Origin of the sequence: Roseobacter litoralis Och 149, assembly GCF_000154785.2 — a bacterium.
In the GTDB taxonomy this organism is placed as follows: Bacteria; Pseudomonadota; Alphaproteobacteria; order Rhodobacterales; family Rhodobacteraceae; genus Roseobacter; species Roseobacter litoralis.
Map to the genome: position 1 here is coordinate 863,739 of NC_015730.1, position 25,089 is coordinate 888,827.

22 protein-coding genes are annotated in these 25,089 nt (G+C 58.8%); 14 read left to right on the top strand and 8 right to left on the bottom strand.

Annotated features, from left to right (window positions below):
• Positions 1-378: 378 nt before the first annotated feature.
• The 4 genes from RLO149_RS03935 (at position 379) to RLO149_RS03955 (ending at position 5,935) form a co-directional block, all read left to right on the top strand.
• Entirely contained in the window at positions 379-1,422 is a 1,044-nt protein-coding gene (locus RLO149_RS03935; protein WP_013960768.1) for a homocysteine S-methyltransferase family protein, read from the top strand.
• Complete coding sequence (gene metH / locus RLO149_RS03940; RefSeq protein ID WP_013960769.1) at positions 1,419-4,133, top strand: methionine synthase; 2,715 nt, start codon at positions 1,419-1,421, stop codon at positions 4,131-4,133. The genes RLO149_RS03935 and metH overlap by 4 nt, the downstream gene beginning before the upstream one ends.
• Positions 4,134-4,511: 378 nt before the next feature.
• Positions 4,512-4,805 (top strand): Dabb family protein, encoded by a 294-nt coding sequence (locus RLO149_RS03950; protein WP_013960771.1) that lies wholly within the window; start codon positions 4,512-4,514, stop codon positions 4,803-4,805.
• A 2-nt stretch (positions 4,806-4,807) separates the two neighbouring features.
• A complete protein-coding gene (locus RLO149_RS03955) occupies positions 4,808-5,935 on the top strand; it encodes an aminodeoxychorismate synthase component I (protein WP_044025191.1) in 1,128 nt (375 codons plus the stop codon).
• A 172-nt stretch (positions 5,936-6,107) separates the two neighbouring features.
• Here RLO149_RS03955 and RLO149_RS03960 read toward each other — a convergent pair whose 3' ends face one another.
• On the bottom strand, positions 6,108-6,647 hold the full coding sequence (locus tag RLO149_RS03960) for a cytochrome b (RefSeq protein ID WP_083825438.1): 540 nt from the start codon (positions 6,645-6,647) through the stop codon (positions 6,108-6,110).
• Positions 6,648-6,710: 63 nt separating this feature from the next.
• Positions 6,711-7,715, bottom strand: a complete 1,005-nt coding sequence (locus tag RLO149_RS22835; protein ID WP_013960774.1) for a formylglycine-generating enzyme family protein — start codon at positions 7,713-7,715, stop codon at positions 6,711-6,713.
• Between the two features lie 120 nt (positions 7,716-7,835).
• On the opposite strand from RLO149_RS22835, the gene RLO149_RS03970 reads away from it, so the two are divergent.
• Positions 7,836-8,321, top strand: coding sequence for a MarR family winged helix-turn-helix transcriptional regulator (locus RLO149_RS03970; protein ID WP_148264304.1), 486 nt, complete (start codon positions 7,836-7,838; stop codon positions 8,319-8,321).
• 18 nt (positions 8,322-8,339) lie between these two features.
• Here the strand turns inward: RLO149_RS03970 and RLO149_RS03975 are convergent, their stop codons facing one another.
• The 4 genes from RLO149_RS03975 to hmgA all read right to left on the bottom strand — a co-directional run bounded on the left by RLO149_RS03975 (position 8,340) and on the right by hmgA (position 12,325).
• Positions 8,340-8,918 carry a histidine phosphatase family protein gene (locus RLO149_RS03975; RefSeq protein ID WP_013960776.1) on the bottom strand — a complete coding sequence of 193 codons (579 nt, stop codon included), beginning with the start codon at positions 8,916-8,918 and terminating at the stop codon, positions 8,340-8,342.
• Between the two features lie 155 nt (positions 8,919-9,073).
• Complete coding sequence (gene fahA / locus RLO149_RS03980) at positions 9,074-10,324, bottom strand: fumarylacetoacetase (RefSeq protein WP_013960777.1); 1,251 nt, start codon at positions 10,322-10,324, stop codon at positions 9,074-9,076.
• Between the two features lie 10 nt (positions 10,325-10,334).
• Complete coding sequence (gene maiA / locus RLO149_RS03985) at positions 10,335-10,970, bottom strand: maleylacetoacetate isomerase (RefSeq protein WP_044025527.1); 636 nt, start codon at positions 10,968-10,970, stop codon at positions 10,335-10,337.
• Between the two features lie 5 nt (positions 10,971-10,975).
• Positions 10,976-12,325 carry a homogentisate 1,2-dioxygenase gene (hmgA, locus tag RLO149_RS03990; protein ID WP_013960779.1) on the bottom strand — a complete coding sequence of 450 codons (1,350 nt, stop codon included), beginning with the start codon at positions 12,323-12,325 and terminating at the stop codon, positions 10,976-10,978.
• Positions 12,326-12,493: 168 nt separating this feature from the next.
• On the opposite strand from hmgA, the gene RLO149_RS03995 reads away from it, so the two are divergent.
• Both RLO149_RS03995 and RLO149_RS04000 read left to right on the top strand, forming a co-directional pair.
• On the top strand, positions 12,494-13,003 hold the full coding sequence (locus RLO149_RS03995; RefSeq protein WP_013960780.1) for a MarR family winged helix-turn-helix transcriptional regulator: 510 nt from the start codon (positions 12,494-12,496) through the stop codon (positions 13,001-13,003).
• 150 nt (positions 13,004-13,153) lie between these two features.
• On the top strand, positions 13,154-15,088 hold the full coding sequence (locus RLO149_RS04000; RefSeq protein WP_044025192.1) for an acyl CoA:acetate/3-ketoacid CoA transferase: 1,935 nt from the start codon (positions 13,154-13,156) through the stop codon (positions 15,086-15,088).
• A gap of 144 nt (positions 15,089-15,232) precedes the next feature.
• Here RLO149_RS04000 and RLO149_RS04005 read toward each other — a convergent pair whose 3' ends face one another.
• The gene (locus RLO149_RS04005; protein ID WP_013960782.1) at positions 15,233-16,039 is read right to left on the bottom strand and encodes an IclR family transcriptional regulator; all 807 of its coding nucleotides are present in this window, start codon (positions 16,037-16,039) and stop codon (positions 15,233-15,235) included.
• A 115-nt stretch (positions 16,040-16,154) separates the two neighbouring features.
• Here RLO149_RS04005 and RLO149_RS04010 point away from each other — a divergent pair, with 115 nt between their 5' ends.
• The 4 genes from RLO149_RS04010 to kynU all read left to right on the top strand — a co-directional run bounded on the left by RLO149_RS04010 (position 16,155) and on the right by kynU (position 22,223).
• Complete coding sequence (locus RLO149_RS04010; RefSeq protein WP_013960783.1) at positions 16,155-18,014, top strand: TRAP transporter permease; 1,860 nt, start codon at positions 16,155-16,157, stop codon at positions 18,012-18,014.
• A 19-nt stretch (positions 18,015-18,033) separates the two neighbouring features.
• A complete protein-coding gene (locus tag RLO149_RS04015; protein ID WP_013960784.1) occupies positions 18,034-19,065 on the top strand; it encodes a TAXI family TRAP transporter solute-binding subunit in 1,032 nt (343 codons plus the stop codon).
• Between the two features lie 74 nt (positions 19,066-19,139).
• A complete protein-coding gene (locus RLO149_RS04020; protein ID WP_013960785.1) occupies positions 19,140-20,765 on the top strand; it encodes an alkaline phosphatase family protein in 1,626 nt (541 codons plus the stop codon).
• Between the two features lie 249 nt (positions 20,766-21,014).
• Entirely contained in the window at positions 21,015-22,223 is a 1,209-nt protein-coding gene (gene kynU / locus RLO149_RS04025) for a kynureninase (RefSeq protein WP_013960786.1), read from the top strand.
• A gap of 781 nt (positions 22,224-23,004) precedes the next feature.
• Here the strand turns inward: kynU and RLO149_RS04030 are convergent.
• Positions 23,005-23,787: an aspartate dehydrogenase gene (locus tag RLO149_RS04030; protein WP_013960788.1), complete on the bottom strand. Its 783-nt coding sequence runs from the start codon at positions 23,785-23,787 to the stop codon at positions 23,005-23,007.
• 198 nt (positions 23,788-23,985) lie between these two features.
• Here RLO149_RS04030 and RLO149_RS04035 point away from each other — a divergent pair, with 198 nt between their 5' ends.
• The 3 genes from RLO149_RS04035 to RLO149_RS23045 all read left to right on the top strand — a co-directional run bounded on the left by RLO149_RS04035 (position 23,986) and on the right by RLO149_RS23045 (position 25,039).
• Positions 23,986-24,192 carry a hypothetical protein gene (locus tag RLO149_RS04035; protein WP_013960789.1) on the top strand — a complete coding sequence of 69 codons (207 nt, stop codon included), beginning with the start codon at positions 23,986-23,988 and terminating at the stop codon, positions 24,190-24,192.
• Positions 24,193-24,199: 7 nt separating this feature from the next.
• Complete coding sequence (locus RLO149_RS23745) at positions 24,200-24,352, top strand: hypothetical protein (RefSeq protein ID WP_013960790.1); 153 nt, start codon at positions 24,200-24,202, stop codon at positions 24,350-24,352.
• Between the two features lie 234 nt (positions 24,353-24,586).
• Entirely contained in the window at positions 24,587-25,039 is a 453-nt protein-coding gene (locus RLO149_RS23045) for an ATP-binding cassette domain-containing protein (protein WP_013960792.1), read from the top strand.
• Positions 25,040-25,089 lie beyond the last annotated feature (50 nt).

A 25,089-nucleotide genomic window follows, 5' to 3' on the forward strand; every position in this document is an offset into this window, starting at 1 on the left:
GACCGCTCCACTGCGGGAGCCGTCGAAATCCGGGCGTTCAGGATATTTGCGGAAAGGGCAGAAAGCACACGACGCCATCGCGGGCACTGCCATTGACGCGGAGTTAGGCCGCCGCCCGGTTTGGGTCAACATGGGCAATGTGAAAGCCGCTATGCAAAATGCGAATGGCTCACATCCGGACACGTCCGCTGTTGCGTCAGGGCGGTTTATCCGGGGCAAGCAGGTTTCACCGCCATGTTTTTTGTGGGTCAGTGGTGGCGGATATATGCGGGCGTCACGTGACTATCCGCGAGTAACTCATAATGAATCTGAAGAATATGAATTATACTAATAATTGAGATGCTGGTAGGTAGCAGCAACGAAAACTTGGGGGCCGCCATGTCTTTACACGATCATCACTGCGTCAACGCACTGAACGCGACCGCGCGCGAGCGTATCCTGATCATGGATGGCGCCATGGGCACGATGATCCAGGGGCTCGGTCTTGGGGAGGATGATTATACCGGTCATGGAACCGGCACGCCCTGCGCGCATGCGACGGACCTTCCGCAAAAGGGCAACAACGACCTGCTGACCCTGACACAGCCGCAGGCGATCGAACAAATCCACTATGATTTCGCCATCGCAGGCGCGGATATCGTCGAAACCAATACGTTTTCCTCAACCGCGATTGCACAGGCTGATTACGGTCTTGAGGCTGCCGTCCATGATCTGAACGTGGAGGCGGCGCGCGTTGCGCGGCGCGCGCTGGACCGGGCCACGGCGCAGGATGGCAAGCCGCGCTATGTGGCGGGGGCCGTTGGCCCAACGAACCGTACCGCGTCTTTGTCCCCGGATGTGAGTGATCCGGGGTACCGCGCGGTGACCTTTGATGGTTTGCGCCTTGCTTACCGCGACCAGATCCGGGGGCTGATCATCGGGGGCGCGGATTTGATCCTGATTGAAACCATTTTTGATACGCTCAACGCAAAGGCGGCCATTTTTGCGGCGATCGAGGCGTGTCAGGCGCAGGGCATCCGCTTGCCGATTATGATCTCCGGCACGATCACTGATGCTTCGGGGCGCACGCTTTCGGGGCAAACGCCGACGGCGTTCTGGCATTCGGTAGCGCATGCCCGACCGTTTTCCGTGGGGCTGAACTGTGCACTTGGGGCGGGCGCGATGCGACCGCATATGGCGGAGCTTGCGGGCGTGGTTGACACGCTGACCTGCGCCTATCCCAATGCGGGGTTGCCCAACGCCTTCGGGCAATATGACGAGGGCCCCGAAGAGACCGCCGAGCAACTGGCCGGTTTCGCCCAAGAGGGGTTGTTGAATGTGGTCGGCGGTTGCTGCGGCACCACGCCCGAGCATATCCGCGCAATTGCGGAAGCGGTCGCCCCCTTTGCGCCGCGCCAGTTGGAAAAGGAGCAAGCGGCATGACCCGGTATTTACGCCTGTCCGGGCTTGAGCCCTTTGTCCTCACGCCCGACATCCCCTTCGTGAACGTGGGTGAGCGGACCAACGTCACCGGCTCTGCCAAGTTTCGCAAGCTGATCACCAATCGCGACTATGCCGCGGCCCTTGATGTGGCACGCGATCAGGTGGAAAACGGCGCGCAGATCATCGATGTCAACATGGATGAGGGGCTGATCGATTCCAAACAGGCGATGATCGAGTTTCTCAACCTCATCGCGTCCGAGCCCGACATCGCGCGCGTGCCCGTCATGATCGACAGCTCCAAATGGGAGGTGATCGAGGCGGGCCTGCAGTGTGTGCAGGGTAAATCCGTGGTCAATTCCATCTCAATGAAAGAGGGCGAGGAGGAATTTCGCCATCACGCCCGGCTTTGTCTGGCCTATGGCGCCGCTGTTGTCGTCATGGCCTTTGACGAAGAGGGGCAGGCCGATACCGCCGCCCGCAAAACCGAGATTTGCGCCCGCGCCTACCGTATCCTCGTGGAGGAGGTCGGTTTTCCGCCCGAAGATATCATTTTTGATCCCAACATCTTTGCCGTCGCCACTGGCATCGAAGAGCATAACAACTATGGTGTCGACTTTATCGAGGCGACCCGTTGGATCCGCCAGAACCTGCCCCATGCGCATGTGTCGGGCGGGGTGTCCAACCTGTCGTTTTCGTTTCGCGGCAATGAGACCGTGCGCGAGGCGATGCATGCGGTTTTCCTCTATCACGCCATTCAGGCGGGCATGGATATGGGCATCGTCAATGCGGGCCAGCTGGCCGTCTACGACCAGATTGATCCCGACCTGCGCGCGGCCTGCGAAGACGTGGTTCTCAACCGGCGCGACGATGCCACCGAGCGGATGCTTGATATGGCCGAACGCTTCAGGGGCGGTGCGCGCGAGGCAAAGGTGCGCGTTCTGGCGTGGCGCGCGTGGTCCATTGAAAAGCGGCTGGAACATGCGCTGGTCAACGGCATCACGGAATTCATCGACGCCGATACCGAAGAGGCGCGATTGCAGGCCGCGCGTCCGCTGCATGTGATCGAAGGGCCACTGATGGCGGGGATGAACGTGGTCGGCGATCTGTTTGGGGCGGGCAAGATGTTCCTGCCGCAGGTGGTGAAATCCGCCCGTGTGATGAAACAGGCGGTGGCCGTTCTATTGCCCTTTATGGAAGAGGAAAAACGCCTGAATGGCGGGGACGGGCACGAGGCGGCGGGCAAGGTCTTGATGGCGACGGTCAGAGGCGATGTGCATGATATTGGCAAGAATATCGTGGGTGTCGTGCTGGCCTGCAACAATTACGAGATCATTGATCTGGGTGTGATGGTCCCGCCGCAGAAAATCCTTGAAGTTGCCAAGGCGGAAAACGTGGATATCATCGGCCTGTCTGGTCTGATCACGCCGAGCCTTGATGAGATGGTACATATGGCCAGCGAGCTGGAGCGGGAGGGCTATGACATCCCGCTGTTGATCGGCGGAGCGACCACATCCAAGGTGCACACAGCCGTCAAGATTGCCCCGCGCTACACCAAAAATCAGGCGATCCACGTGCTGGACGCCAGCCGGGCTGTGGGTGTGGTCAGCAAACTGCTCAATCCCGAGAGCCGCGATGGCTATATCGAGGGCATTCGCGACGAATATGTGAGCGTGATCGAGCGCCATGAACGCTCCGAACGTGCCAAGGAACGTGTGCCGCTGGCCGCCGCGCGGGCCAATGCCATGAAGATTGATTTCAGCGATTACACCGTGCCCGCGCCGACCTTCACCGGCACCCGTGTGATTGAGGACTGGGACCTCGCAGAGATTGCGAAATACATCGACTGGACGCCGTTTTTCCGCACTTGGGAGCTGAAAGGCGTTTACCCGAAAATCCTTGAGGACGAACGGCAGGGAGAGGCCGCGCGCGCGCTCTTTGCCGATGCACAGGCGATGCTGAAACAGATCATTGATGAGAAATGGTTCGGCCCCCGCGCTGTCGCCGGGTTCTGGCCGGCCAATGCGCGTGGTGACGACATTCACCTCTTCACCGGCGAGGACCGGGACGCGCAGTTGGCCACGCTGCACTCCCTGCGCCAGCAGCACGCCAAACGCCCGGGGCGGCCCAATATGGCCCTGTCCGACTTTGTCGCACCTGTTGGTACACCAGATTATGTCGGTGGTTTTGTCGTCACCGCAGGCCCGGAGGAGGCCGTCCTGGCCAAAAAGTTCGAGGAGGCAAACGACAGCTATTCGTCGATCCTTGTCAAAGCGCTGGCCGACCGGTTTGCCGAGGCCATGGCAGAGATGCTGCACCAGCGGGTGCGCCGCGAACTCTGGCCCTATGCGCCCGACGAAGGGTTTGCCCCGAATGAACTGGTGGGTGAGCCCTATCGCGGCATCCGCCCCGCGCCCGGCTACCCGGCCCAGCCCGATCACACGGAAAAACTGACCCTGTTTTCCCTGCTGGAGGCCGAAGCCAATACCGGGGTCGAACTGACGGAAAGCATGGCCATGTGGCCCGGTTCTTCGGTATCAGGGCTCTATATCGGCCATCCTGACGCCTATTATTTTGGCGTGGCCAAGGTGGAACGCGATCAGGTGGCGGATTATGCCGTACGCAAAGGCATGGATCTAGAGGAGGCGGAAAGATGGCTTGCACCCATCCTGAACTACACGCCGACCCCGGTCGCTGCTGTTGCCGCTGAATGATCTGGGCTGATGTCCTAACCGTTTGATTTACAACGGTTAAAACATGAGCCTGCGCTGTTTGCGGCCCCTTGAAAGTGTCTTTTCTAGGAAAATATGCGTCTGTCGCGCGGGCCGGAAATGTCACCCGATGCAATAACGAGCCGATTGTTTGACACGAAGGGTTCACCCGAAACGTGGCGTGTTCTGACAAGGGCAAAAGGCGCGCCATCGTCCGAGCGCATCGCCTGAATACAAGTCGTCAAATCCGGCGGACAAATGGCCGCATCTTTCTGTACCCGGACAGCGGATTGCATCGGGGTTTTGCCCTAGAAGTGCCCGCCTGTTGCAGCTAAGGCTTGCGCCATTCGGTGAGCGATTCAAGAACCATACGGAGATTTTATGCCACCCCGTCCCAACATTCGACATGTCGTCTTTTTCAGCGCCAAGGATAAGGTCGATCTGCCCCGTATCATCGACGGGTTATCGCTCTTGGCGGATATCCCGCACTCAGAGGTTTTTGAGGTGCGCCAGAACACCCGCGACGATGCGCTGTCGAGCGAAGTCGACGTTGTCGTCTATGCAGAGTTCGCAAGCAATGAGGCGCTGTCAGCCTATAAGGCCCATCCGCTGTACCTCAAGGCTATCGACATCGTAAGGCCCTTGCGCGACCTGCGCATCGCGGCGGATTTTTAGACTTGGCAAGCCGTTCTGTCCCACGACAGGTCATCTTTGATAAAGGTCCCCTTTCAGGGGCCAGCGCGTTTGTTGACCCCCTTCATACGATCCGCGCTGACACACCCGCAGATGTGACCGCTGCATTCGCTGCGATGGAACAAGCAAAGGCGCAAGGGCATTGGCTGGCTGGATACGCGAGCTACGAATTGGGCTATGTGTTTTCGCATAAACTGAGCGATTTGATGCCAGTCGACAGAACGGTGCCGCTGCTGTGTTTCGGCGTCTTTGATGCGCCATCCCCGGCCGAATTCGACCAGCCTGTGAAGCCTGCGCGATTACAGGATTTGGACCCGGTTTGGGACGAAGCACAATACTCTGCCGCCTTTTGCGAAGTTCAGAAACTCATATCGGCTGGCGATATTTATCAGGCCAACCTCACTTTTCCGCTGACCGCCCGATATGCTGAACCGTCGATCGCGCTCTACCGTGATCTTTGTGCCAAACAACCTGTCCCTCATGGCGCTTTTGTGGATCTTGGGGGGCCGGTGCTCTTGTCCCGGTCACCAGAATTGTTTTTTGCCATCGACGAAAGCGGGCACTTTGAAACCAAGCCGATGAAGGGGACTGCCGCACGCGGTAAGACACCGCAAGAGGACACCGAAAAGGCGAGATGGCTTCAAAAGTCTGAGAAGAATCAAGCAGAAAACCTGATGATTGTGGACCTTTTGCGCAATGATGTCAGTAAACTGGCTGAAGTAGGCAGCGTCAAAGTCCCGGATCTGTTCAAAGTCGAAACCTATGCAACATTGCATCAGCTAACGTCGCGCGTCACGGCCCAGATAGTGCCGAAAACCACACTGTATGATATATTCGAGGCATTGTTTCCCTGCGGTTCAATCACGGGCGCGCCAAAGATCAGAGCGATGCAAATCATTCGGTCGCTCGAGAGCGAGGCGCGCGGCGCATATTGTGGCTCCATCGGCTGGATCGCTCCCAACGGGTCGATGGAGTTCAACGTCGCCATCAGGACAGTTGTCTGCAACGATGACGGCACTGCCACGCTCAACGTCGGCGGCGGGATCGTGCACGACAGCAAGAAAAGCGACGAATATGCAGAGGCGATCCTCAAGTCTCGTTACGCCGTATGATGCAGCAAGCGGAATGCCGGATTTAGCGCTGCATCACGCGCGCACTGGTCACAGAGCGTGACATCCCGGCAGGACAGCACGAGGCGATCATGAAACGCTTATCTCAGCAACACGTCTGAAGTGAGCGATGTTTGCTCACCTGATGATTGTACGGGGGATAACGCACCCGCGTTCAGGTCATCCGCTGCAAGGTTCCGTCACGTTTGACGAGGTGATGCCAGCCGACCGCCATGACGATGTGACCAAGCACAAGCAGGCCCAGGATCCAGCCCAGCTCCCCATGCCATTCCGCCATTGCGTCCATCCAGGCGATTTTCGTTTCACGCGGCGCAAATATCTCAATGCTGAGATAGCTGAACCCGCGCGTACTGCCCGCCGCCGCAATCAGACGGAGCGTCGGCACAATCACCATCAGAGCATAGATCGCCAGATGACCTGCGAGAGCCGCGCGCCCGATCAGTCCCGCGTGCGGCGCAGGACGTCGCCTCAGGTTGATCAATCCCCATGCGCCGCGCAGCAGCACCAGCAAAAACAGGGTGGTTCCGAGCGGTGCGTGATAGGCCCAGAAAAACTCGCGCAGCGGATCTTCACGGGGCAGGGCCCATCGCAGCGCTGCCGTTACAAACTGCATTGCAAAGAGGAGGGCCATACCCCAGTGTAGAGTGCGAGAGATCAGGCTGTATCGTTCAGGTGTATCGTAAAATCTTGACATGGGTGAGCCTCTTACTTCAGAAAATCGTTTGCTTTGCTATGATACCAGATGGATTTAGGGCAGTTACCCTTGATCTGTTTGTAGGTCTGCGGCGCAGCGAAAACCAATATGGCGATGGCCGCGTTCGGGCGCGTTCGAAAACCCGTCTCGATGGGTTGCGGTCAACGTGGCGGCGTTGGCATCGTAGATGTAATCCCCTCCTCTGGTAACGCGCTCACCTGCCAGAGTGTGATCCTCGCGGCCATCCTTTGGGTTATAGGGATAGGCCCGCAAAAGGCTTGAGGTCCATTCGGCCAGCGACCCACTCAGATCAAGCACGCCCAGTGGCGAAGCCCCGGCAGGACGACCGCCAACTGCGCCTGTGACACCGGTGCGCCCGGAGGTGAAAACGCGGGTTGGGTCGGGTGCTGTGTTTCCCCAAGGGTAGAGAAACGCATCCGAACCCCGCGCCGCCGCTTCCCACTCTGCTTCGGTGGGCAGCCGTGCTCCGCGCCAGTGGCAATAGGCGCGTGCGCCTGCCCAAGTTGTTTCCGCTACGGGATGGTCTGCATAGCCCTCGGTTGGCACAAATCTATCCGTGTCGTGACCAATCCGCGCCTGATCATCATCCAGTGCGATGAGGGGGTAAAGACCACTGTCGCCGCGTCCCTCAGTCAGAAGGGCAATCCCGCTCTGAGACAAGTGTTTGGCGGAGACGCCGCCTGCCTCAAACGCCACCAAGACCTGAATATCGAGCGCGTTCAGGTATTCCGCAAAGGCCGCGTTGGTTACTTCGGTACGATCCATGCGGAACCCTTCCAACGTCACGCTATGCGCGCGGCGTTCAATGGCTGGACCGTCATTACGACCCAGCGTGTAAGGGCCCCCTTGTATCGTCAGCATCGTCTCGGATGCCCGCACGGCGGATGGCGCATTCGCGGACGTAAAGGGTACTGCGCCGAGTGTTGAGTAATCAGGCGGTTGCTGATTTTGCGCTGCGTGAAGGGCACCCGCCCAAAACGTGATGACCGCACCGCCGGCCAGCATGCTCAGATAGCTTCTCGTTTTCTTCGTAAGCGCACCCGTCATGCTGCCCCCGTTTCACGTCAAAAACATTCAGCCGGTTCATTGGCTGCTCGACAAAACAAAGCTGGTGATCTATATATACGTTTACAACATCTATTGTCGATAACATATATGTGAGATACGATGTCCCGCCGGAAAATGGATGCATTCAAGACACCAGACCTCGTGGTGGCGGAAACGGGAAGCCATGTGCCAGAGCAACAGGCGTATCTCAATCTGATGCGCACATCCCAAGTGCTTGGGCAGGACGTCAGTGACTTGCTGGCCGGATTCGGATTGTCCGGCAGGCAATACAATGCGCTGCGGGCGATCCGACGGGACGGCGATGGCGGCGCGAGCGTTTCGCAGATCAGTCAACAGATGACCGATCCCCGGGCCGACGTCACCCGCCTGATGGATCGCTTGGTGCGCGATGGATGGGTCAGGCGTGAACATGACGAAACGGACCGACGCATTGTGCGCAGCCACTTGACCGAAAAAGGCAAGGAGTTGCTTGCTAGGATCGACCAGCCGTTGGTTGATCTGCACATTGGACAGCTGCAGCACCTGTCCAAAGACGAATTGGAGCAGTTGAGCGCGCTGCTGCAAAAAGCACGCGGCGAGGGCTAAGATGGGGGCTGACTGCCCTCACCAGTCTTGAGGCATTGGTGTTTCCAGAACCGTAAAACCCGAACCATTCGGGCGTATTATGGCACCCTCTCCTTCGGCCAATCGCACGTTGGCGACCGTCGCGATATTGGATGTGTGCGAAATGATGATGCGGTTTGCTCCGTCTTGCGGCGGCAGGCGCAACCTGTCCCGAAGGTATGCGATCCGGGCTGCCCGACCCTGTTCATCCGACAAAAGACCAAGGAGTTCCATCCGCTCCTCGACGCGGCCAAACGCAATCTCTGCCATATCGCGGCAGCGTGCAAAGGGACTGGCCAAGACCGCGCCGACCGGGATGGCGTGGCGTTTGAACGCGTCGCCGATCATGCGCGATTGTTCAATCCCCGCCCCCGACAAAAGCCGTTGCCGCGCGCGGGGCCAGTTGATGTTATCGACCCCCGACCATGTGGTCGCACCGTGGCGAAAATAGATGACGTGCCCGCCGCTCTGCAATGCAGAGAGCGTTTGCGGGGCCGCCCGCAGATACGTCGGCAGGGTGAAGATGGCAAAAGCCCCAAGCAGCAGATGCCGCCGGGAGATCAGTGATTTTGAGGGCATTTCATCCGTCTATTCCCCTTTTGTGGTGTGTGTTTTGTATTACCAACCGGGGTTGTACGGCCTCGACGAAACCATAGCGCCCCATGGGTCTGAGACCACCGGGCGTTACCTTATCATGAGTGCTCAGACGGATCGGCGCGCAAGGCCACGTCGCTTCATTCCAGTGGAGCCGCCGGGCGTAAGGTGCCTGCGCACTCACCAAATCCGATGCGGTAGCCGTCACCTTTTGAGGCCCCCCGCAGGGTCAGGGTATCGCCGTCTTCAAGGAATGTGCGCGTTTCGCCGGTGTCCAGCGTCAGCGGTTCCTTACCTGCCCAGCTAAGCTCCAGCAGACTGCCTCGATTTGCCTTTTCCGGTCCCGAGATCGTGCCGGAGCCCAATAGATCACCGACCCGCATCGGGCAGCCGCTGGTGGTATGATGGGTCAGTTGCTGGGCTGGCGAATAATACATGACGTTGTAATTCGTGCGCGACAGGATCGTCTCGGATTTACCTTCTGGCGCAAGGCCTATTTCGAGGTCGATATCATAGAGCATCGGGCCGGGCTCGGTGAGGTAGGGCAGCAGTTCCTTCTCGCGCGGCGGTGTCGAGGCACGGAACGGCTCAAGGGCGGCTTTGGTGACAATCCAAGGGCTGATCGTGGTCGCCGTCGCCTTGGCCTGAAACGGCCCGAGTGGTTGGTATTCCCACGCTTGAATGTCGCGCGCGGACCAGTCGTTCAGCAAGACGTAGCCAAAGATCATGTCATCGGCTTCCTGCACGCTCACGCGGCCTTTGGAGGGTTTGCCGACGATGGCGCCCAGCTCAAGTTCCAGATCAAACCGCTTTGACGCCTCGAACACCGGCATTTCGGCGTCAGGTGATTTTAACTGCCCGTTGGGCCGGGTGATGTCGGTGCCGCTGACCACAACGGATGATGCGCGGCCATTGTAGCCGATGGGGATGTGCAGCCAGTTTGGCGGCAGGGCATTGGCCGGGTCGCGAAACAAGCTGCCGACGTTGAAGGCGTGATGACGGCCTGCGTAAAAGTCGGTGAATTCTGTCACGGTGAACGGCATCTCAAGCGTGGCGTCGGCCATGGCAACCAGATGCGTTTCAAACGCGCTTTTCTGGGCGGCACCTTTGCTCAAGGCGGCGGTCAGGTGTTTGCGAAAGCTGTCCCAGACATCGGACCCCAGAGCCATGAAGTCATTCCATGTGCCGCGTGCAAAGATACCGCTTTCGGGCAGGTCAAGCTGACCGGTCTGTTCCAGCGCGCTCACATCCAGAATGTAATCCCCGATGGCGACGCCTGCGTGCAGATCACCGCCCGCGACGTGAAACGCGCCATAGGGCAGGTTGTTGAGGGGGAAGTCGGTTTCGGGCGAATTTGCGCTTTCGAGCCAGGATTGGATGCGCTGTGTCATGGGGGTTCCTTCAGGCTGCGTCTTGCTGATTTTCGGGGCGCGCGGCGTCAAAGGCCGGCAATTTGAGGGCCTGCTTTTCGATGTCGAGCAGGCGGGCAAAGGGCGTCAGGTCAACGCCCCAGCGGTGTGCATTGTAAAGCTGTGCAACAAGGCACAGGTCGCAGAGCTGCGGTGTGTTCGCAAAGCTGTATGTCGGAGCATCCGGCAGCAGCGCCTGATAGGCCTCAAGCCCCTCGCTGATCCAGTGGCGCATCCAAGCGGCGGCGGTATCACCGGTGAACCCGTGATGGGATTTCAGGCGGCTCAACACCTTGAAGTTGTTCACCGGGTGAATGTCTGACGCGATAATCTGCGCGGCCGCCAGCACCTTTGCGCGCTGCAACGGATCGCTTGGCAAAAGGGCGGGGTCGGGCGCGGTATGTTCGAGATAATCGAGGATTGCCAGCGATTGGGTTAAAACTGTGCCATCCTCCAGCACCAGCGTCGGCACAGCTTTGCTGGGGTTTTTCGTCACATAGTCGGGCGCGCGCTGCGCTCCGGCCACAAGGTCGACCGGGACTGTCCGATATGACAGCCCCTTGAGGTTCAGCGCCACCCGCACGCGGTAGGATGTGCTCGACCGCCAATAGGAATAGAGCGTCAGCATGGTGATCACTTTTTACCCGGTGTGCCGTCGAATTTCTTTTCGATGTCCGCCCAGCAGTTGATGTAGTCGTCCTGCAGCGGTGCTTCCTTGCCCGCGAATTGGGTGAGTTGCTGTGGGAAGCGGGTTTCGAACATGAAGGACATTGTGTTGTCCAGCTTGTCAGGGCCGAGGTTCGCATTGGACGCTTTCTCGAACGCCTCGCGGTCGGGGCCATGGGGCAGCATCATGTTGTGCAGGCTCACACCGCCGGGGACAAAACCCTGTGGTTTGGCGTCGTATTCGCCATAGATGTTGCCCATCATCTCGGACATGATATTCTTGTGATACCATGGCGGGCGGAAAGTATTTTCGGCCACCATCCAGCGTTCGCGGAAGAGCACAAAGTCGATATTCGCGGTGCCCGGCTGGCCTGACGGCGCGGTCAGCACAGTAAAGATCGACGGGTCGGGGTGGTCAAACAGGATCGCGCCAACCGGGCAATAATTGCGCAGGTCGTATTTGTAGGGCGCGTAGTTGCCGTGCCATGCCACCACGTCGAGCGGGCTTTGCCCGATCTTTGTCTCGTGGAATTGGCCGCACCACTTGACCGTGACGGTCGAGGGCACTTCGCGGTCCTCAAAGGCGGCAACCGGTGCCTTGAAATCACGCGGGTTGGCCATGCAGTTCGCACCAATAGGACCCCGGCCCGGCAGTTCAAATTTCTGGCCGTAGTTTTCACAGACAAAGCCGCGCGCAGGCCCGTCCAGCAATTCCACACGGTAGACCAGACCGCGCGGGATGATCGCGATTTCCTTGGGTTCAAGGTCGATGATCCCCAATTCGGTCGCGAAACGCAGGCGGCCTTCCTGTGGCACCACAAGCATCTCGCTGTCCGCAGAGAAGAAATAGGCGTCCTGCATGGATTGGGTCACCAGATAGACGTGGCTGGCCATGCCCACTTGCGTGTTCACGTCACCTGCCGTCGTCATGGTGCGCATCCCCGTCAGCCATGTGAGCGGCTCATCCGTATGCGGGATCGGGTCCCAGCGGTACTGACCCAGAGAGGTCACATCAGGGTGGATATCCGGAGCGGAGCGGAAATGCGGCAGGTCGATTTTTTCATAGCGGTGGCTGTGTTTGACCGACGGGCGGATGCGATAACACCACGTGCGTTCGGGACGCACATCGGTGAATGCCGTGCCGGAAAGCTGCTCGCCATATAGCCCATAGTTGCATTTTTGCGGGCTGTTCATGCCTTGGGGCAGGGCACCGGGCAGGGCTTCGGTCTCGAAATCATTGCCAAATCCGGGCATATAGCCGGGGTTTGTCAGTCCGCCGTTGGCCTGAACCAAACGGCTGATATCTGCGTCTTTCATGGCATGTCTCCTCACGTTTCAAGTGGTCGGCACCGATGCGAATAATGGTGCGTTCAATTCCGCTTTGACAGGTGGGTCAAATTCGTTTCACTTGCAACGATTATCATTTTGTGGGAAAATGAGTCAAGATCATTTCATATGCAACGAAATCGAAGGTGCCGGATTTACATGACCTCAAGTGATTTCAACCTGTCTGAGTTTCTGCCTTACAAACTGTCGGTGCTGTCATCGCGTATCTCCAAGATGCTCTCGAAGGTCTATGGCGCGGAATACGGTCTTTCGACGCCTGAATGGCGGGTTCTGGTCCATGTTGCGCGGCGCGAAAAGATGTCCGTTCGCGAAATTCACGACAGTGTCTATCTTGAAAAGCCGAGTGTCAGCCGCGCGGTAACCAAGCTGGAAAAGGCGGGGCTTCTGGCGAAATCCACTTGCGATGCCGACCACCGCCTTGTTGAGATCGAAGTGACCGCGGCGGGGCTGGATGTGTTCAACGGGATTGTTCCTGCGGCCCTGTCATTTGAAAACGCATTGATGAGCACATTTTCGGATGCGGAGCGGGATCAGCTGAATACCCTGATGGAGCGTTTGCATGATGTTCTCGATACACAACCGGGCGCGACACGCCGACCGCAGGTGGACGATGAAGTCTCAAAAACACTGCCGAACGGTGCAGGCTAGCCGCGCGTAAGTGCATTCAGAAACCCAAGACAGCACCGAGGAAATGAACATGATTGAACGAACCGGCAAAAGGTCTGTCATCACCGGCGCGATTTCGGCGGAAGAAACCATCGGCATTGCGTTGGCCTTGGAGAGCGCGTGGGCAGCGGCATGAAGGCGAGCAAGGTCGTTTCTCCGTCCGAGGCTGCGGCCCTGATCAAGGACGGTGATTGCGTCACGACCTCCGGTTTCGTTGGCATAGGTGTCCCGGATGAACTGCTGGCCGCTGTCGAAGATCGGTTTGTGCAAACAGGTCATCCGCGCGATCTGTCGTTGGTTTTTGCCGCAGGGCAGGGGGATGGCAAGGAACGCGGCCTGAACCGGTTGGGGCATGAGGGCCTGTTGAAACGTGTTATCGGCGGGCACTGGGGGCTGATCCCAAAGGTCGCGACGCTGGCCACGCAAGGCAAGATCGAAGGCTGGAACCTGCCGCAAGGTGTGATCAGCCAGCTTTACCGCGATATTGCGGCGGGCAAGCCGGGCATGTTGTCCAAAGTTGGCCTTGAGACCTTTGTCGATCCGCGCAACGGAGGCGGCGCGATCAACGAGATATCGACCGAGCCGCAGGTTGAACTGATGGAGATCGGCGGCGAGGAAGTCCTGTTCTACCCGTCACAGAAGCTGACGGTCGCCTTGCTGCGCGGCACGACGGCGGATGAGGTGGGCAATGTCACGATGGAGCGCGAGGCGCTGACCATCGACAATCTGGCGCAAGCCATGGCGGTGCATAATGCGGGCGGCGTGGTGATCGTGCAGGTCGAACGTGTGGCGCAGGCGGGGACATTGCCCGCCCGCGACGTCCATATCCCCGGTATTCTGGTGGATGCCGTCGTTATCGCGCGCCCGGAAAACCATCTGCAGACTTATCGCACCGCCTTCAGTCAGGCCTTCACCAACCGCATCAAACCGCCGCGTGGTGAAATGCCTGTCATGCCCCTTGATGCGCGCAAGGTGATCGCGCGGCGCTGTGCGTTTGAGTTGCCCGTGAACGGTGTGGTCAACCTTGGGATCGGGATGCCCGAAGGCGTGGCCTCCGTCGCCGCCGAAGAAGGGTTGCTGGAGCATCTGACGCTCACCGCCGAGCCGGGCGTGATCGGCGGGCAACCGGCTTCGGGACTTGATTTCGGTGCGGCGGTCAACACTGACGCGGTGATCCCGCAGAACAACCAGTTTGATTTCTATGATGGCGGGGGCCTTGACCTGGCCTGTCTGGGGCTTGCGCAGGCGGACGCTATTGGCAACGTCAATGTCTCCCGCTTTGGGCCGCGTCTTGCAGGTGCGGGTGGGTTCATCAACATCAGTCAGAATGCCCGCGCCTTAGTGTTTGCCGGCACGTTCAGCGCGCAGGGGCTGGATGTGCAGATCGACGCGGATGGGGTCGAGATCCGCCAAGAGGGCAGGGCGCGCAAATTCCTCGATCATGTCGAGCAGATTTCGTTTTCGGGCGTGCGCGCGGCGCGGCTGGGCCAGCCAGTTTTATATGTGACCGAGCGGTGCGTGTTCGAACTGACCGCTGGCGGATTGAAACTGATCGAAATCGCCCCCGGCATTGATCTGGAGCATGATATTTTGAGACTGATGGACGTGCCCCCGATTGTAGATGAAATCTGCCTCATGGACCCGCGCATTTTCCGCACACAAGAGATGGGCCTGCGCACCGACCTGTTGCACCTTGATCTGCCGGACCGCGTGGCGATCGAGAGCAAGCTCGGCCAGCTATTTCTCAACTTCGAGAAAATGCGCATCCGCACACAAGACGAAATCGATCTGGTCAGAACGGCGGTCGCCCGCACCTGTGAGGCCCATGGCAAGCGGGTTGATGTCATCGTGAACTATGATGGTTTTCGTATTGACGAAGCGCTCGAAAGCAACTGGGCCGACATGGTGAACCGCTTGACAGAACGCTATTACGCAAAGGTTTCGCGCTATTCCGGATCGGCCTTCATGCGGATGAAACTGGGAAAGGTCTTTCCCGACGCGCGCACGCATATCTTTGAGACCGGCCCGCAGGCGCAGGCGTTCCTCGGGGCTGAAGAGGCGCCATAAAGCGTCATGCGAAAAACCTGAAACACCTAGCGCCATCTGACATCAAGGATTTCAACGCGTTACGTGATACGTGATATTTCAGGTATTTCGTCAGACGCTCTAGGTGATCTGCGATGGTCCAAGTATCTTGTCAGACGCCATAACTCAGGATTGTGGCAGATCGCCCAGATCAAGGTTCACGGCGAATTGAGTGCCAATGGCATCTGCTGCTGCGCTCAGCTGCGCAAGATGCGCCTGCGCGACATCATCCACGCTGCGCCTTTCGGCGAGCCAGACCAAACTCAGCGCCCCCACGACCTGATCGCTGGCGCGGATGGCAACGCTGATCGCGCTGGGAATTCCGCCATAGTCCACCGCGCGCCCCCAATAGCCATGTTCCCGGCTGGCAAAGCTGCGCGCGCGGATATCTTTGAGTTTATCCGGCAGTTGCGCGGCGGCATCGCGGTCTTTGCCTTTCAGGCTCGCGCTCAGTTTGTCGGAGAATTCCATCAGTTCCCCGGGCCCCAAGGCGGCCAGAAAAGCACAGCCCAAAGCCGAGCGGAAAGGCGAAGGGCGGTAGCCGATACAATCGGGAAAGATACCATGCCGGCCATAGTGTCGGGTCGTATCGACAATCTCGACCCGCCCGTTTCCGATCGCGGCGGCAAGATCCACCCCCAGCCCGGTTGCCTTGGATAATTCCATGATTTCTGCGCTTCCGGCCTCGACCAGCGCATCTATCGAATCAGGGTAGACGCTCAAGCGCGGGAACCGGGACCCAATACGATACCGACTGTCGCTGCGGCTCTGGGTCAGCCATCTTTGATTGACCAGCGTTGCGCAAATTCTCAGGATCGTGGCTTTGGGCAAACCCGTCTGATCCGCCAGAAAAACCAATGAACACACGCCATTACTCGACACAACTTCGAGTATTTTCATACTGCGTTCAACAGAGCGATTTAGTTTGACCACGCGTTCCACCTAGTGAAACGCATGTTCGACCTTAAAGGGATGTGTGTCTAGTTAATATTGTGGTGCGCCGTGGCCGGGCAGAAAGGCTTGCCGCAGACCGAGGAGGAGGGGACCTGTGCAGAATGTGCTTTCAAGATCCGTGACGGGATTGAGCCTGGCATTGTCCGGTTTGATCATCGTCGTCGTTTTCTACGTCTCTGTCTTTGGTGTCTTCAGCGAATCCTACCTTCGGGTCGGCATGTTGCTGGTCGGTGGCCTGCTGATCCTGCTCTTTCAGGTCGAGCGCAGCGGCAGCCCTGTGGGAAAACTGCTGGCGCTCATCACGGCGGCCTTTCTCGGCGTTGCGGTCTATCAGTACTTTCGCGCCGCTGCGGAAATTGAAACCGGTCTTTATTTTCTGACATCCACAGATATCTGGCTGGGCACTTTGGGTTTGATCGCCGTGATCGAACTGACCCGCCGTTCTGTCGGCATGGTCATGGCCTGTGTGGCGGGTTTTGTTCTGATTTATGGCGCATTCGGGCAGTTCGCGCCAGGCTTCATGCGCCATGCGGGGATGACGTCTGAGGAATTGATTCAGGTTCTGTGGTATTCTTTCGACGGTGTTTTCGGACGTCCGATGGCCACGGTCGTCTCGACCATTCTTATCTTCATCATCTTCGGGGCTATTCTGGAATTCCTGACCATTGATCAGGTGTTGGTGAAACTGGCGCTGGCCGCCACCGGGCGCGTGCGGTCCGGTCCTGCGGCTGCGGCAACGATTGCCAGCGGTCTGTTCGGCACGATTTCGGGCAGTGCGGTGGCCAATGTGGTCGGCACGGGGGTCATCACCATTCCGTTGATCAAGAAACGCGGTTTCAAACCGCATTTCGCAGGCGCGGTTGAGGCCGCAGCCTCTAGCGGGGGGCAGATCACACCCCCGATCATGGGCGCGGTTGCCTTTATCATGGCCGACGTGACAGGCCAGCCTTATCTGACGATTTGTGTGGCGGCTGCGGTTCCGGCGATCCTCTATTACGTTGGTTTGTTCATGGCGACGTCCAGTGCGGCGCGCGACATGGATCTTGATATCTCCGCACAGCCCAAGATGAATTTTGCATGGCGCGAGGTCGCGCAGATCATTGTGTTCATGCTGTCCCTGACGGCTATTGTCGTGGCCATGGTCGGGGGGGCTTCGCCCGCCTATGCGGGCTTTATCGGCGTGGCCTTCGCCATGGTCTTCGGCTTCGCGCTAAAGCCGAGCCTGCTGACGGACATCCCGTCCTGGATCAAGTTCATCCGCTCAGCGGGCATGATTTCCGCCCAGCTGGTGGTCATCGTGGGGGCCGTGGGGATCATCATCGGCATTTTGAACCTGACCGGTGTCGGCCTGCGGTTCGCGTCGCTTGTTGGCAGCTATGCCGACGGGCAACTGGCGGTATCCCTGCTGCTCATGGCCTTGGCCTGTCTGTTGCTCGGCATGGGGATGCCCACGGTGCCCGCCTATCTGATCATCGTGCTGGTCATGGGCCCTGCGCTGCAAAAGCTTGGCGTGCCAATCATTCACACGCATATGTTCGTGCTGTATTTCGGCGTGTTGTCGGCTGTGACCCCGCCTGTTGCACTGGCCGCCTTTGCCGCCGCACCAATTGCGAGGGCCGGGGCCATGCGCACCGCTGTTGAGGCCTCCCGGCTGGCCTTGCCCGGCTTTGTGATCCCTTTTGCCTTTATCTATCAGCCCGCAATGTTGCTCGGCACCGGCTATCCGCTGATGGAATCGGTGCAATCGATCCTGTTTGTCACACTTGCCGTGCTGCATATTTCGCGCGCCTGTTACCCGGCCAAAGGCAAGGCACGCTATGCGCCCATCGGGCTGGCCCTCGCTTTCGCGCTCTTGTTCTTAGGAGCTTATGTGTCATGGATTGCTGTGGCTGCGACCTTTGCGCTGTGGTCCGTCGTCAGGTTCGGCACCTTCATGACGCCCGAAAATACTTGATCCAGAGGAGGAACGACCCATGACACCCCCAAACCTGACCCGCCGCTCCCTGTTGGCAAGCACGGCAGGTGCGGCTGCACTTGCGGCCTTGCCGCGTGCCGCTTTTGCCAAGGAGTTGCTGCGCATGTCGACACTCGGACCGGGCACCAGCCCAAACCTTGTGATGACGACCTTTGCAAACATCGTGAACGGCGCGCTACCGGACTACGAGATCCAGTTGAACGCGACCGGTGCCGCGACCCGCCACGTGCTTGAAGTGGCCATGGGCCGCAGCGATTTCTGCATGTCCTCGCCGGTGATTCATGCGCTGATGCGCCGTCAGGCCGCGATGTATGAGAAAATCGAACAAGCCCCCGAACTGGTCAAGAACCTGCGCACGGTGCTGAACTTCCCAATGGGGGTTTATCACATTGCGGTTTATGGATCCTCCGGCATCACGTCCATGGATCAGATCGCTGGCAAACGCGTCTTTCTCGGCCCGCCCGGTGGTGCCGCATTCACGACCATGCAGCGTCTGTTCAAAGCGGTTGCTGGCCTCGAAGCGGGCACGGATTACGAAGCGGTCAGCCTTGGTTGGGACGCTGCAGCTGCGGCCTTTCAGGACGGCAACATCGATGTTTATTGCAACCCGACCAACGCGCCCAGCCCGGCCCTGACGCAGATCGCCGTCACCAATGAAATCCGCTTCCTCGGCATTCCCTCAGAGGCGCTCGAGACCGAAGGGGTGCAGGCCCTTGTAGGGCGTCCGGGTTTCAGCGCGGCGACACTGCCCGCGGGTGCTTACGGCGACAATCAGATGAACGAAGAGGATGTCACGACCCTTGGCGTGACTGTGGGCATCGTCACTAATCAGGACGCGGACGAGGAGATGATCTATCAGATGAGCAAGGCCTTCTACGCCGGGGTCAAAGAAGCGGGCGATGGGTCGCCGTGGTTGCGGGCGATCACCCCCGAAGGTGCCGTGCAGGACATCAACCTCGCCCTGCACCCCGGTGCCCTGCGCGCCCTGAGCGAGATGGGTGTGGCCATCCCGGACGCCGCCAAAGGCTAATCGGTCTGGCCGGCGCGCACACAGCCCCGGCCATTCCTGTTGTTTTCAATGATCTGCAGAACCCGGAAACTCTCATGACAAAAAACGTCCTCTTCATCATGTGTGATCAACTGCGGTGGGATTACCTGTCCTGCGCGGGGCATCCGGGCCTTGAAACACCCCATATCGACGCGCTGGCCAAACGCGGCGTGCGCTTTGACCGGGCCTATGTGCAATCGCCCATCTGCGGTCCATCGCGGATGTCCTTTTACACCGGGCGCTACGTCAGCTCGCATGGCTCAACATGGAACAGCATCCCGCTGAAGGTGGGTGAGATGACCTTGGGCGATCATTTGCGCCCGCTGGGTGTGCGCACGGCTCTTTGCGGCAAGACACATATGGCTGCCGATGCGGAAGGCATGAAGCGCCTTGGCCTAGCACCCGACAGCACCATCGGGGCGTTGGTGGCGGAATGTGGGTTTGAGCCCTATGAGCGCGACGACGGGCTGCACCCAAGCACGTCCTATGGCAAGCGCAACAAGAACTACGATGATTTCATGAAGGAGCGCGGCTGGGAGGATGAAAACCCGTGGGACAGCGTGGCCAACAGCGGTGAGGATCAGGATGGCAATATCCTCAGCGGCTGGTTCCTCGATAATTCCGATCTCAAGGCGCGCGCCGCCGATGAGGAAAGCGAAACCCCCTATATCACCCGCCGCGCGATGGATTTCATTGAAGAGGCTGGCGACACCCCATGGTGCCTGCATCTCAGCTATATCAAACCGCACTGGCCCTATATCGTGCCCGCGCCCTACCACGACATGTACCCGCCCGAAACACATTCCCCCGTGCTGCGCCATGACGGGGAAAAGGACGACCCGCACCCGGTGTTCGGCGCTTTCATGGAAGAGCGCGTCTCCAAAGCCTTCACCAACCAGACCACCCGCACCAAGGTTATCGGTGCCTACATGGGCCTGATCAAACAGATCGACGACCAGATGGGCGAATTGATGGCCTTTCTCGACGCCAAGGGCCTGAGGGATGACACGTTGATCGTCTTTACCTCGGATCACGGCGACTATCTGGGCGATCACTGGCTTGGCGAAAAAGAGCTGTTTCACGATCCATCGGCGCGCATACCGCTGATTGTCATGGACCCAAGCCCGGAGGCAGATGCCACGCGCGGGACGGTGTCAAATGCACTGGTGGAGGCGATCGACGTGGCCCCCACCATTCTCGATTATTTCGGCGGACAAGAGGTGCCGCATATCATCGAGGGCAAGTCCCTGCGCCCCTTGATGCACGGCAAACAGGAAGCTCTGCGCGATTTTGTGGTGTCTGAATATGATTATTCCATGCGTCAGGTCCGCCGTCGTCTTGGCGTCAGCGTCGCGGATGCCAAACTGACGATGCTGTTTGACGGGCGCTGGAAATACGTCTTTGCCGAAGGCTTTCGCCCGATGTTGTTCGATCTGGAAACCGACCCGAATGAATTTCACGATCTCGGCGGTGATCCCGCCTATGCGGCCGAATGTGACCGCCTTCAGGCGTTGTTCTTCCAGTGGACCCGCCGTATCAGCCAGCGCACCACAATGTCGGATGCCGAGATCGAAAGGCGCGGTGCAGACCTGAACGAGGCAAGGGCGGGCATCATCATCGGTTTCCCCACCGAAGCCGACCTTGAGGCCGCGCTTGAGGCGGATAAAAAGCCGCCGTCCTGATCCCCCTTTCAGGCAGTACAGCGCGGGCTTCCATTCCTCTTTCGTATATTCATTTTCCGCCCGGGAGGATACGCCCATCTATCGGACGGTATCAGTGAAAAAATGAAAAAGACGGGTGCAGCGGTCAGAGCGCCTGCTAGACTGCCAAATGAACGGGTCTGTGCCCCGATGCCAGAGCGTGGTGGACCGACGAAAAGAGACATGTCGCTGGTCAAGCGCCTGAAAGAAATCTCGAAGTGAGGAAAAACTGTGACCCAATACAAGACTGATTTCGAATGGACACGCCAGCAGTTCGATCTGCCCGAAGGGATGATCTATCTTAACGGCAACTCCCTCGGGCCGATGCCGCGCGCGTCGGTGCCAGCCATGACCAGTTTTCTCAACGATGAATGGCGCACCGAACTGATCAAGGGCTGGAACACCAAGGACTGGTTCATGCAGACCAATACGCTGGGCGATCGTATCGGGCGTCTGATTGGCGCACCTGCGGGCTCCACCGTGGTCAGCGATACATTGTCCATAAAGGTCTTTCAGGCGGTTGCAGCGGGTATGGCGATGGTGCCGGACCGCAAGGTGATCCTGTCGGACAACGGAAATTTCCCGACGGACCTTTATATGGTCGAGGGGCTGATCAAGCTGAAGGATGCAGGTTACGAGTTGCGCACGCCCGATCCCGAAGATGTCATGGACCATATCATCGAAGACGTCGGCGTGGTGATGCTCACCGAAGTCGACTACCGCACAGGCCGGCGCCACGACATGAAAGCGATCATCGACAAAGCGCATGCGCTGGGCGCGGTGGTCGTCTGGGATCTGGCGCATTCTGCCGGTGCGGTGCCTGTCGATGTGGGTGGCTGTGACGTGGATTTCGCGGTGGGCTGCACGTATAAGTATCTTAACGGTGGGCCCGGCGCGCCTGCGTTCATCCATGTGGCGCCCCGTCTGCTCGACACGGTCGAGCCGTTCCTGTCGGGCTGGTATGGGCATGAGGCCCCCTTTGCCTTTGACACCGCATTCCGCCCCATGCCAGGCAAGATCGAACGGATGCGGATCGGCACGCCGTCGATTGCGTCTTTCGCGCTTTTGTCCGTGGCGCTCGATATTTGGGACAATGTGGATATGGACGAATTGCAGACGCGCTCAGCAGAACTCTGCGCGCTGTTCATCAGCGAGATTGAGGCGCGTTGCCCCGGCTTGGATCTCGTCACGCCGCGTGAACCAAGGAAACGCGGCAGCCATGTGTCGTTCGCGTTTGAGCACGGCTATGCCTGTATGCAGGCGCTGATAGCCGACAATGTGATTGGCGATTTTCGTGCTCCCAACGTCATGCGTTTCGGGATTACACCGCTGTTCGTGAACGAGGCTGACATCATGGGCGCTGTCGACAAACTGGAGAAAATCCTCAAGGAAGAGCGCTGGAAAAACGCGCAATTCCAGAAACGTTCGCTTGTGACATGACAGTAGCAAACGTGCTCATGATCATGTGCGAGTAACTCAGATAGGACTATCCGGGCTGTCCGGGTCATCAATCGATGCGCATGCTCAATCTTGTGGAACATGGTGCCGTTTTCAAGCGGGTCGAATATTTCTCCCGGCTATGTGCGCGCGCCGTGCTGGGCGGCAAAACCCACAGACCGCTCACAGCGGTTTGGGCTTTCCAAGCGCCCTCAAATCGGTGCCGTGGTCTTTGAATGTGGCTTTGAGGTTTGGAATAGGCTCGCGTCTGTGCATCCAAATTGGGAGGCGAAGTGCTGTCGCATTTCAAAGACTGTCTTGCTAACGAATAAAGCGCAGCGCCGGGACCGGGCCAACTCTGGCGAGGGCGCGGATGGCTACATCATGTCGGGCGAGCTGTTTAAGATTGCAACCTACTGGCCAGCGCCGAACTGGAGGACCCCGATCGCAACGATGCGACAAGCCATGCAATCGAATTGCTGGCTCAGACGGGTGACGACCGACCTGTGCTCACCACAATGGGACCGCTATTGTCCTCGTTCATACCATCCTGTTGTGGGCGGCATTTGAAGTCTGCGCAAAGATCGGTTTGCCGTGACAGGTGAGCCTTTTGCCAAAAACTGTCGGAACGATGCCGCGATTGGTCCTGTTAAATAGCTGAACGCAAAGGGCACGCACCGCCTGCTTACCGGGTGCCGTGCTGACACATTGCAACCAGTGGCGCAGCTCCAGGCCTGTCATCGCGTGGTCGCCGGTACGGGTGTGATTGCAACACATATGGGCGCTATGTCGTTATCGGAGCGCGGCGGCGATGGATGGCAGAAATGACGCTCATCGCGGCAAGCGCAGAGCTGCGCGGGTTGTCGGGCAGGGCCTTGCCCTCGATCCTGAAGCCGAAACTCCCGAATGCGCCGGATGCATGTATTTCGTGAATGTTGGCGGTTGCATCGGGATCTGCGATCAGAACCGCTTGTGTGTGATCAAAGCCCAATCCGGCAAGGGCCACAGCGGCAGCGACATTTGCGTTCTTGGGATACTGCGTTGCCGCCTGTCGTGCCGTGCCCCTGAAGTGGGCGGTGGCAAATGTCAAAGCGTCCAGATCGACGCGCTCTTGCGCGGCAGATCCGCGCCACCCGGCGGGCGGCTTGCGTCCGGTGTAAGTCACCTCGCTCAGCCCCCCGACACGCGCAGCTTGCAGACAATCCAAAGCGCCGATCGCACCGCTGGCCAAATGCAGCTGTGCCCCACCGGTCCGTGCTGCTTGCGTCAGGAGTTGTTCCAGATTTTCGTCGGCAAGTGCGCCCAGTGAGACGGTCACCAGATCAATGCCCCGTTTCAGAATGGCCGCCCCATGTTCGATCAATGCTGCATGTCCCGCGCAATCGACCATCAAATCAATATCATCGGGAAGGTCGCCCACGCTTGCGACACGAACGGACACTTTGTCATTCGCCCTGTCCATACGCGCCGGCCGCACAAGCGAAATAAGAGGTGCCCGCCCGTCAATGCTGAGTTGATCAATCACATAGCGGCCGATGGCCCCCTCACCGATAACACCAATCTTCATACAAGCCTCCTTGTTTGGTCTCTATATCGGAAACTCAAAGGGCTTTGATATAGTTTCATGGCATCGCCAAGTCAGGTCGCGCAGAATGCCCGCCCGCGATTTCGACGCCTTCTTCAAAGGTGATTAAGTGTCCTGGATCAATTTGGGTTGCTGCGTGCAATCGCTACAACAAGACCCAAAGCCTGTGCATGCAAAACGATGCGCGGTATCCGTACCGGCGGACTAACCCCAGTCGATGATGGTCTTGCGCTGGATGAGGCGGGCTTGCGCGGCGGCGTCTATCGCTGGATCGGTGATTTAGGCATTCAGGGTCCGTTCATTGCAGGCAACCACGAGCCGGTTGGGTTTGTGCGTCAGACGACATGGCAGTTGACGTGTGAGGGAGACAGGCATCGCACTTGCTGAAAGAGCGATGGCCCCATTCCCTGTTCCTTCGGAGCAGCTTGAGTATCGCACCGAGGCGATTTCGCAGTTTCTGTCCGAAATTCTGGGCGGCGTCACATTGATCGACCGGCTAGAGGACCATGTGATCCCGGTTGTCGACGCGTTGGCAGGGGGGCGCTGACACAGGAGCGCTGGACAAAGATTGCCGTTGCTGGCCTGGTTGTACCTGCCGTCTTGGCTTTACGGTGATCCCGGCTGTTGGTGACCTGCTGGTCACGGTCAATGCTTTCATGTTCTCGCTTCTGGCTTCGCTGGCGCTCTTTGCCTTTATCTAATTGCGCGGGGTGACGCCCGAAGCGATGATCCTTGTGGGCATCGCGATGCTCTTTAGCTTCAACGCGCTGCACCGGGGGAGTTGACCGCTCTGATCGGGCCGAATGCGTCGGGCAAATCCACCCTGTTTCGTGTCATCGCGGGCCTGCTGAAACCCAGCACTGGCATGGTCAACCTGAACGGCACCGATCTTTCGACGCTCGCCTCCCGCAACCGGCTCAGGCGGGTGTGTTTCATGCCGCAGTTCTTTGCCGCCAGTGCCGCGCTTACCGTGTTCGACGTCATGATGATGGCGCGCAAGAACCTCGCTGGCTGGCGCGTCAGTGCTGAGGATATGGGGGCTGTCGGGGCTGCCCTGCATGACGCGGGTATCGGGCATTTGTCCGAATCCTACATCTCCGAGCTGTCAGGCGGGCAGTCGCAGATGGTATCCGTGGCGCAGGCGCTGATCCGACAGGCAGATGTCTATCGGGGTCGATCTCACCCACATCCCCCTAGGCGTAGAGCGCTGCGATGCAGCGTAGGAGGTTGTTGACACGCTTATCTTTAAAGTGCAAAATTTTACACATGGTGGAATAAAATTCG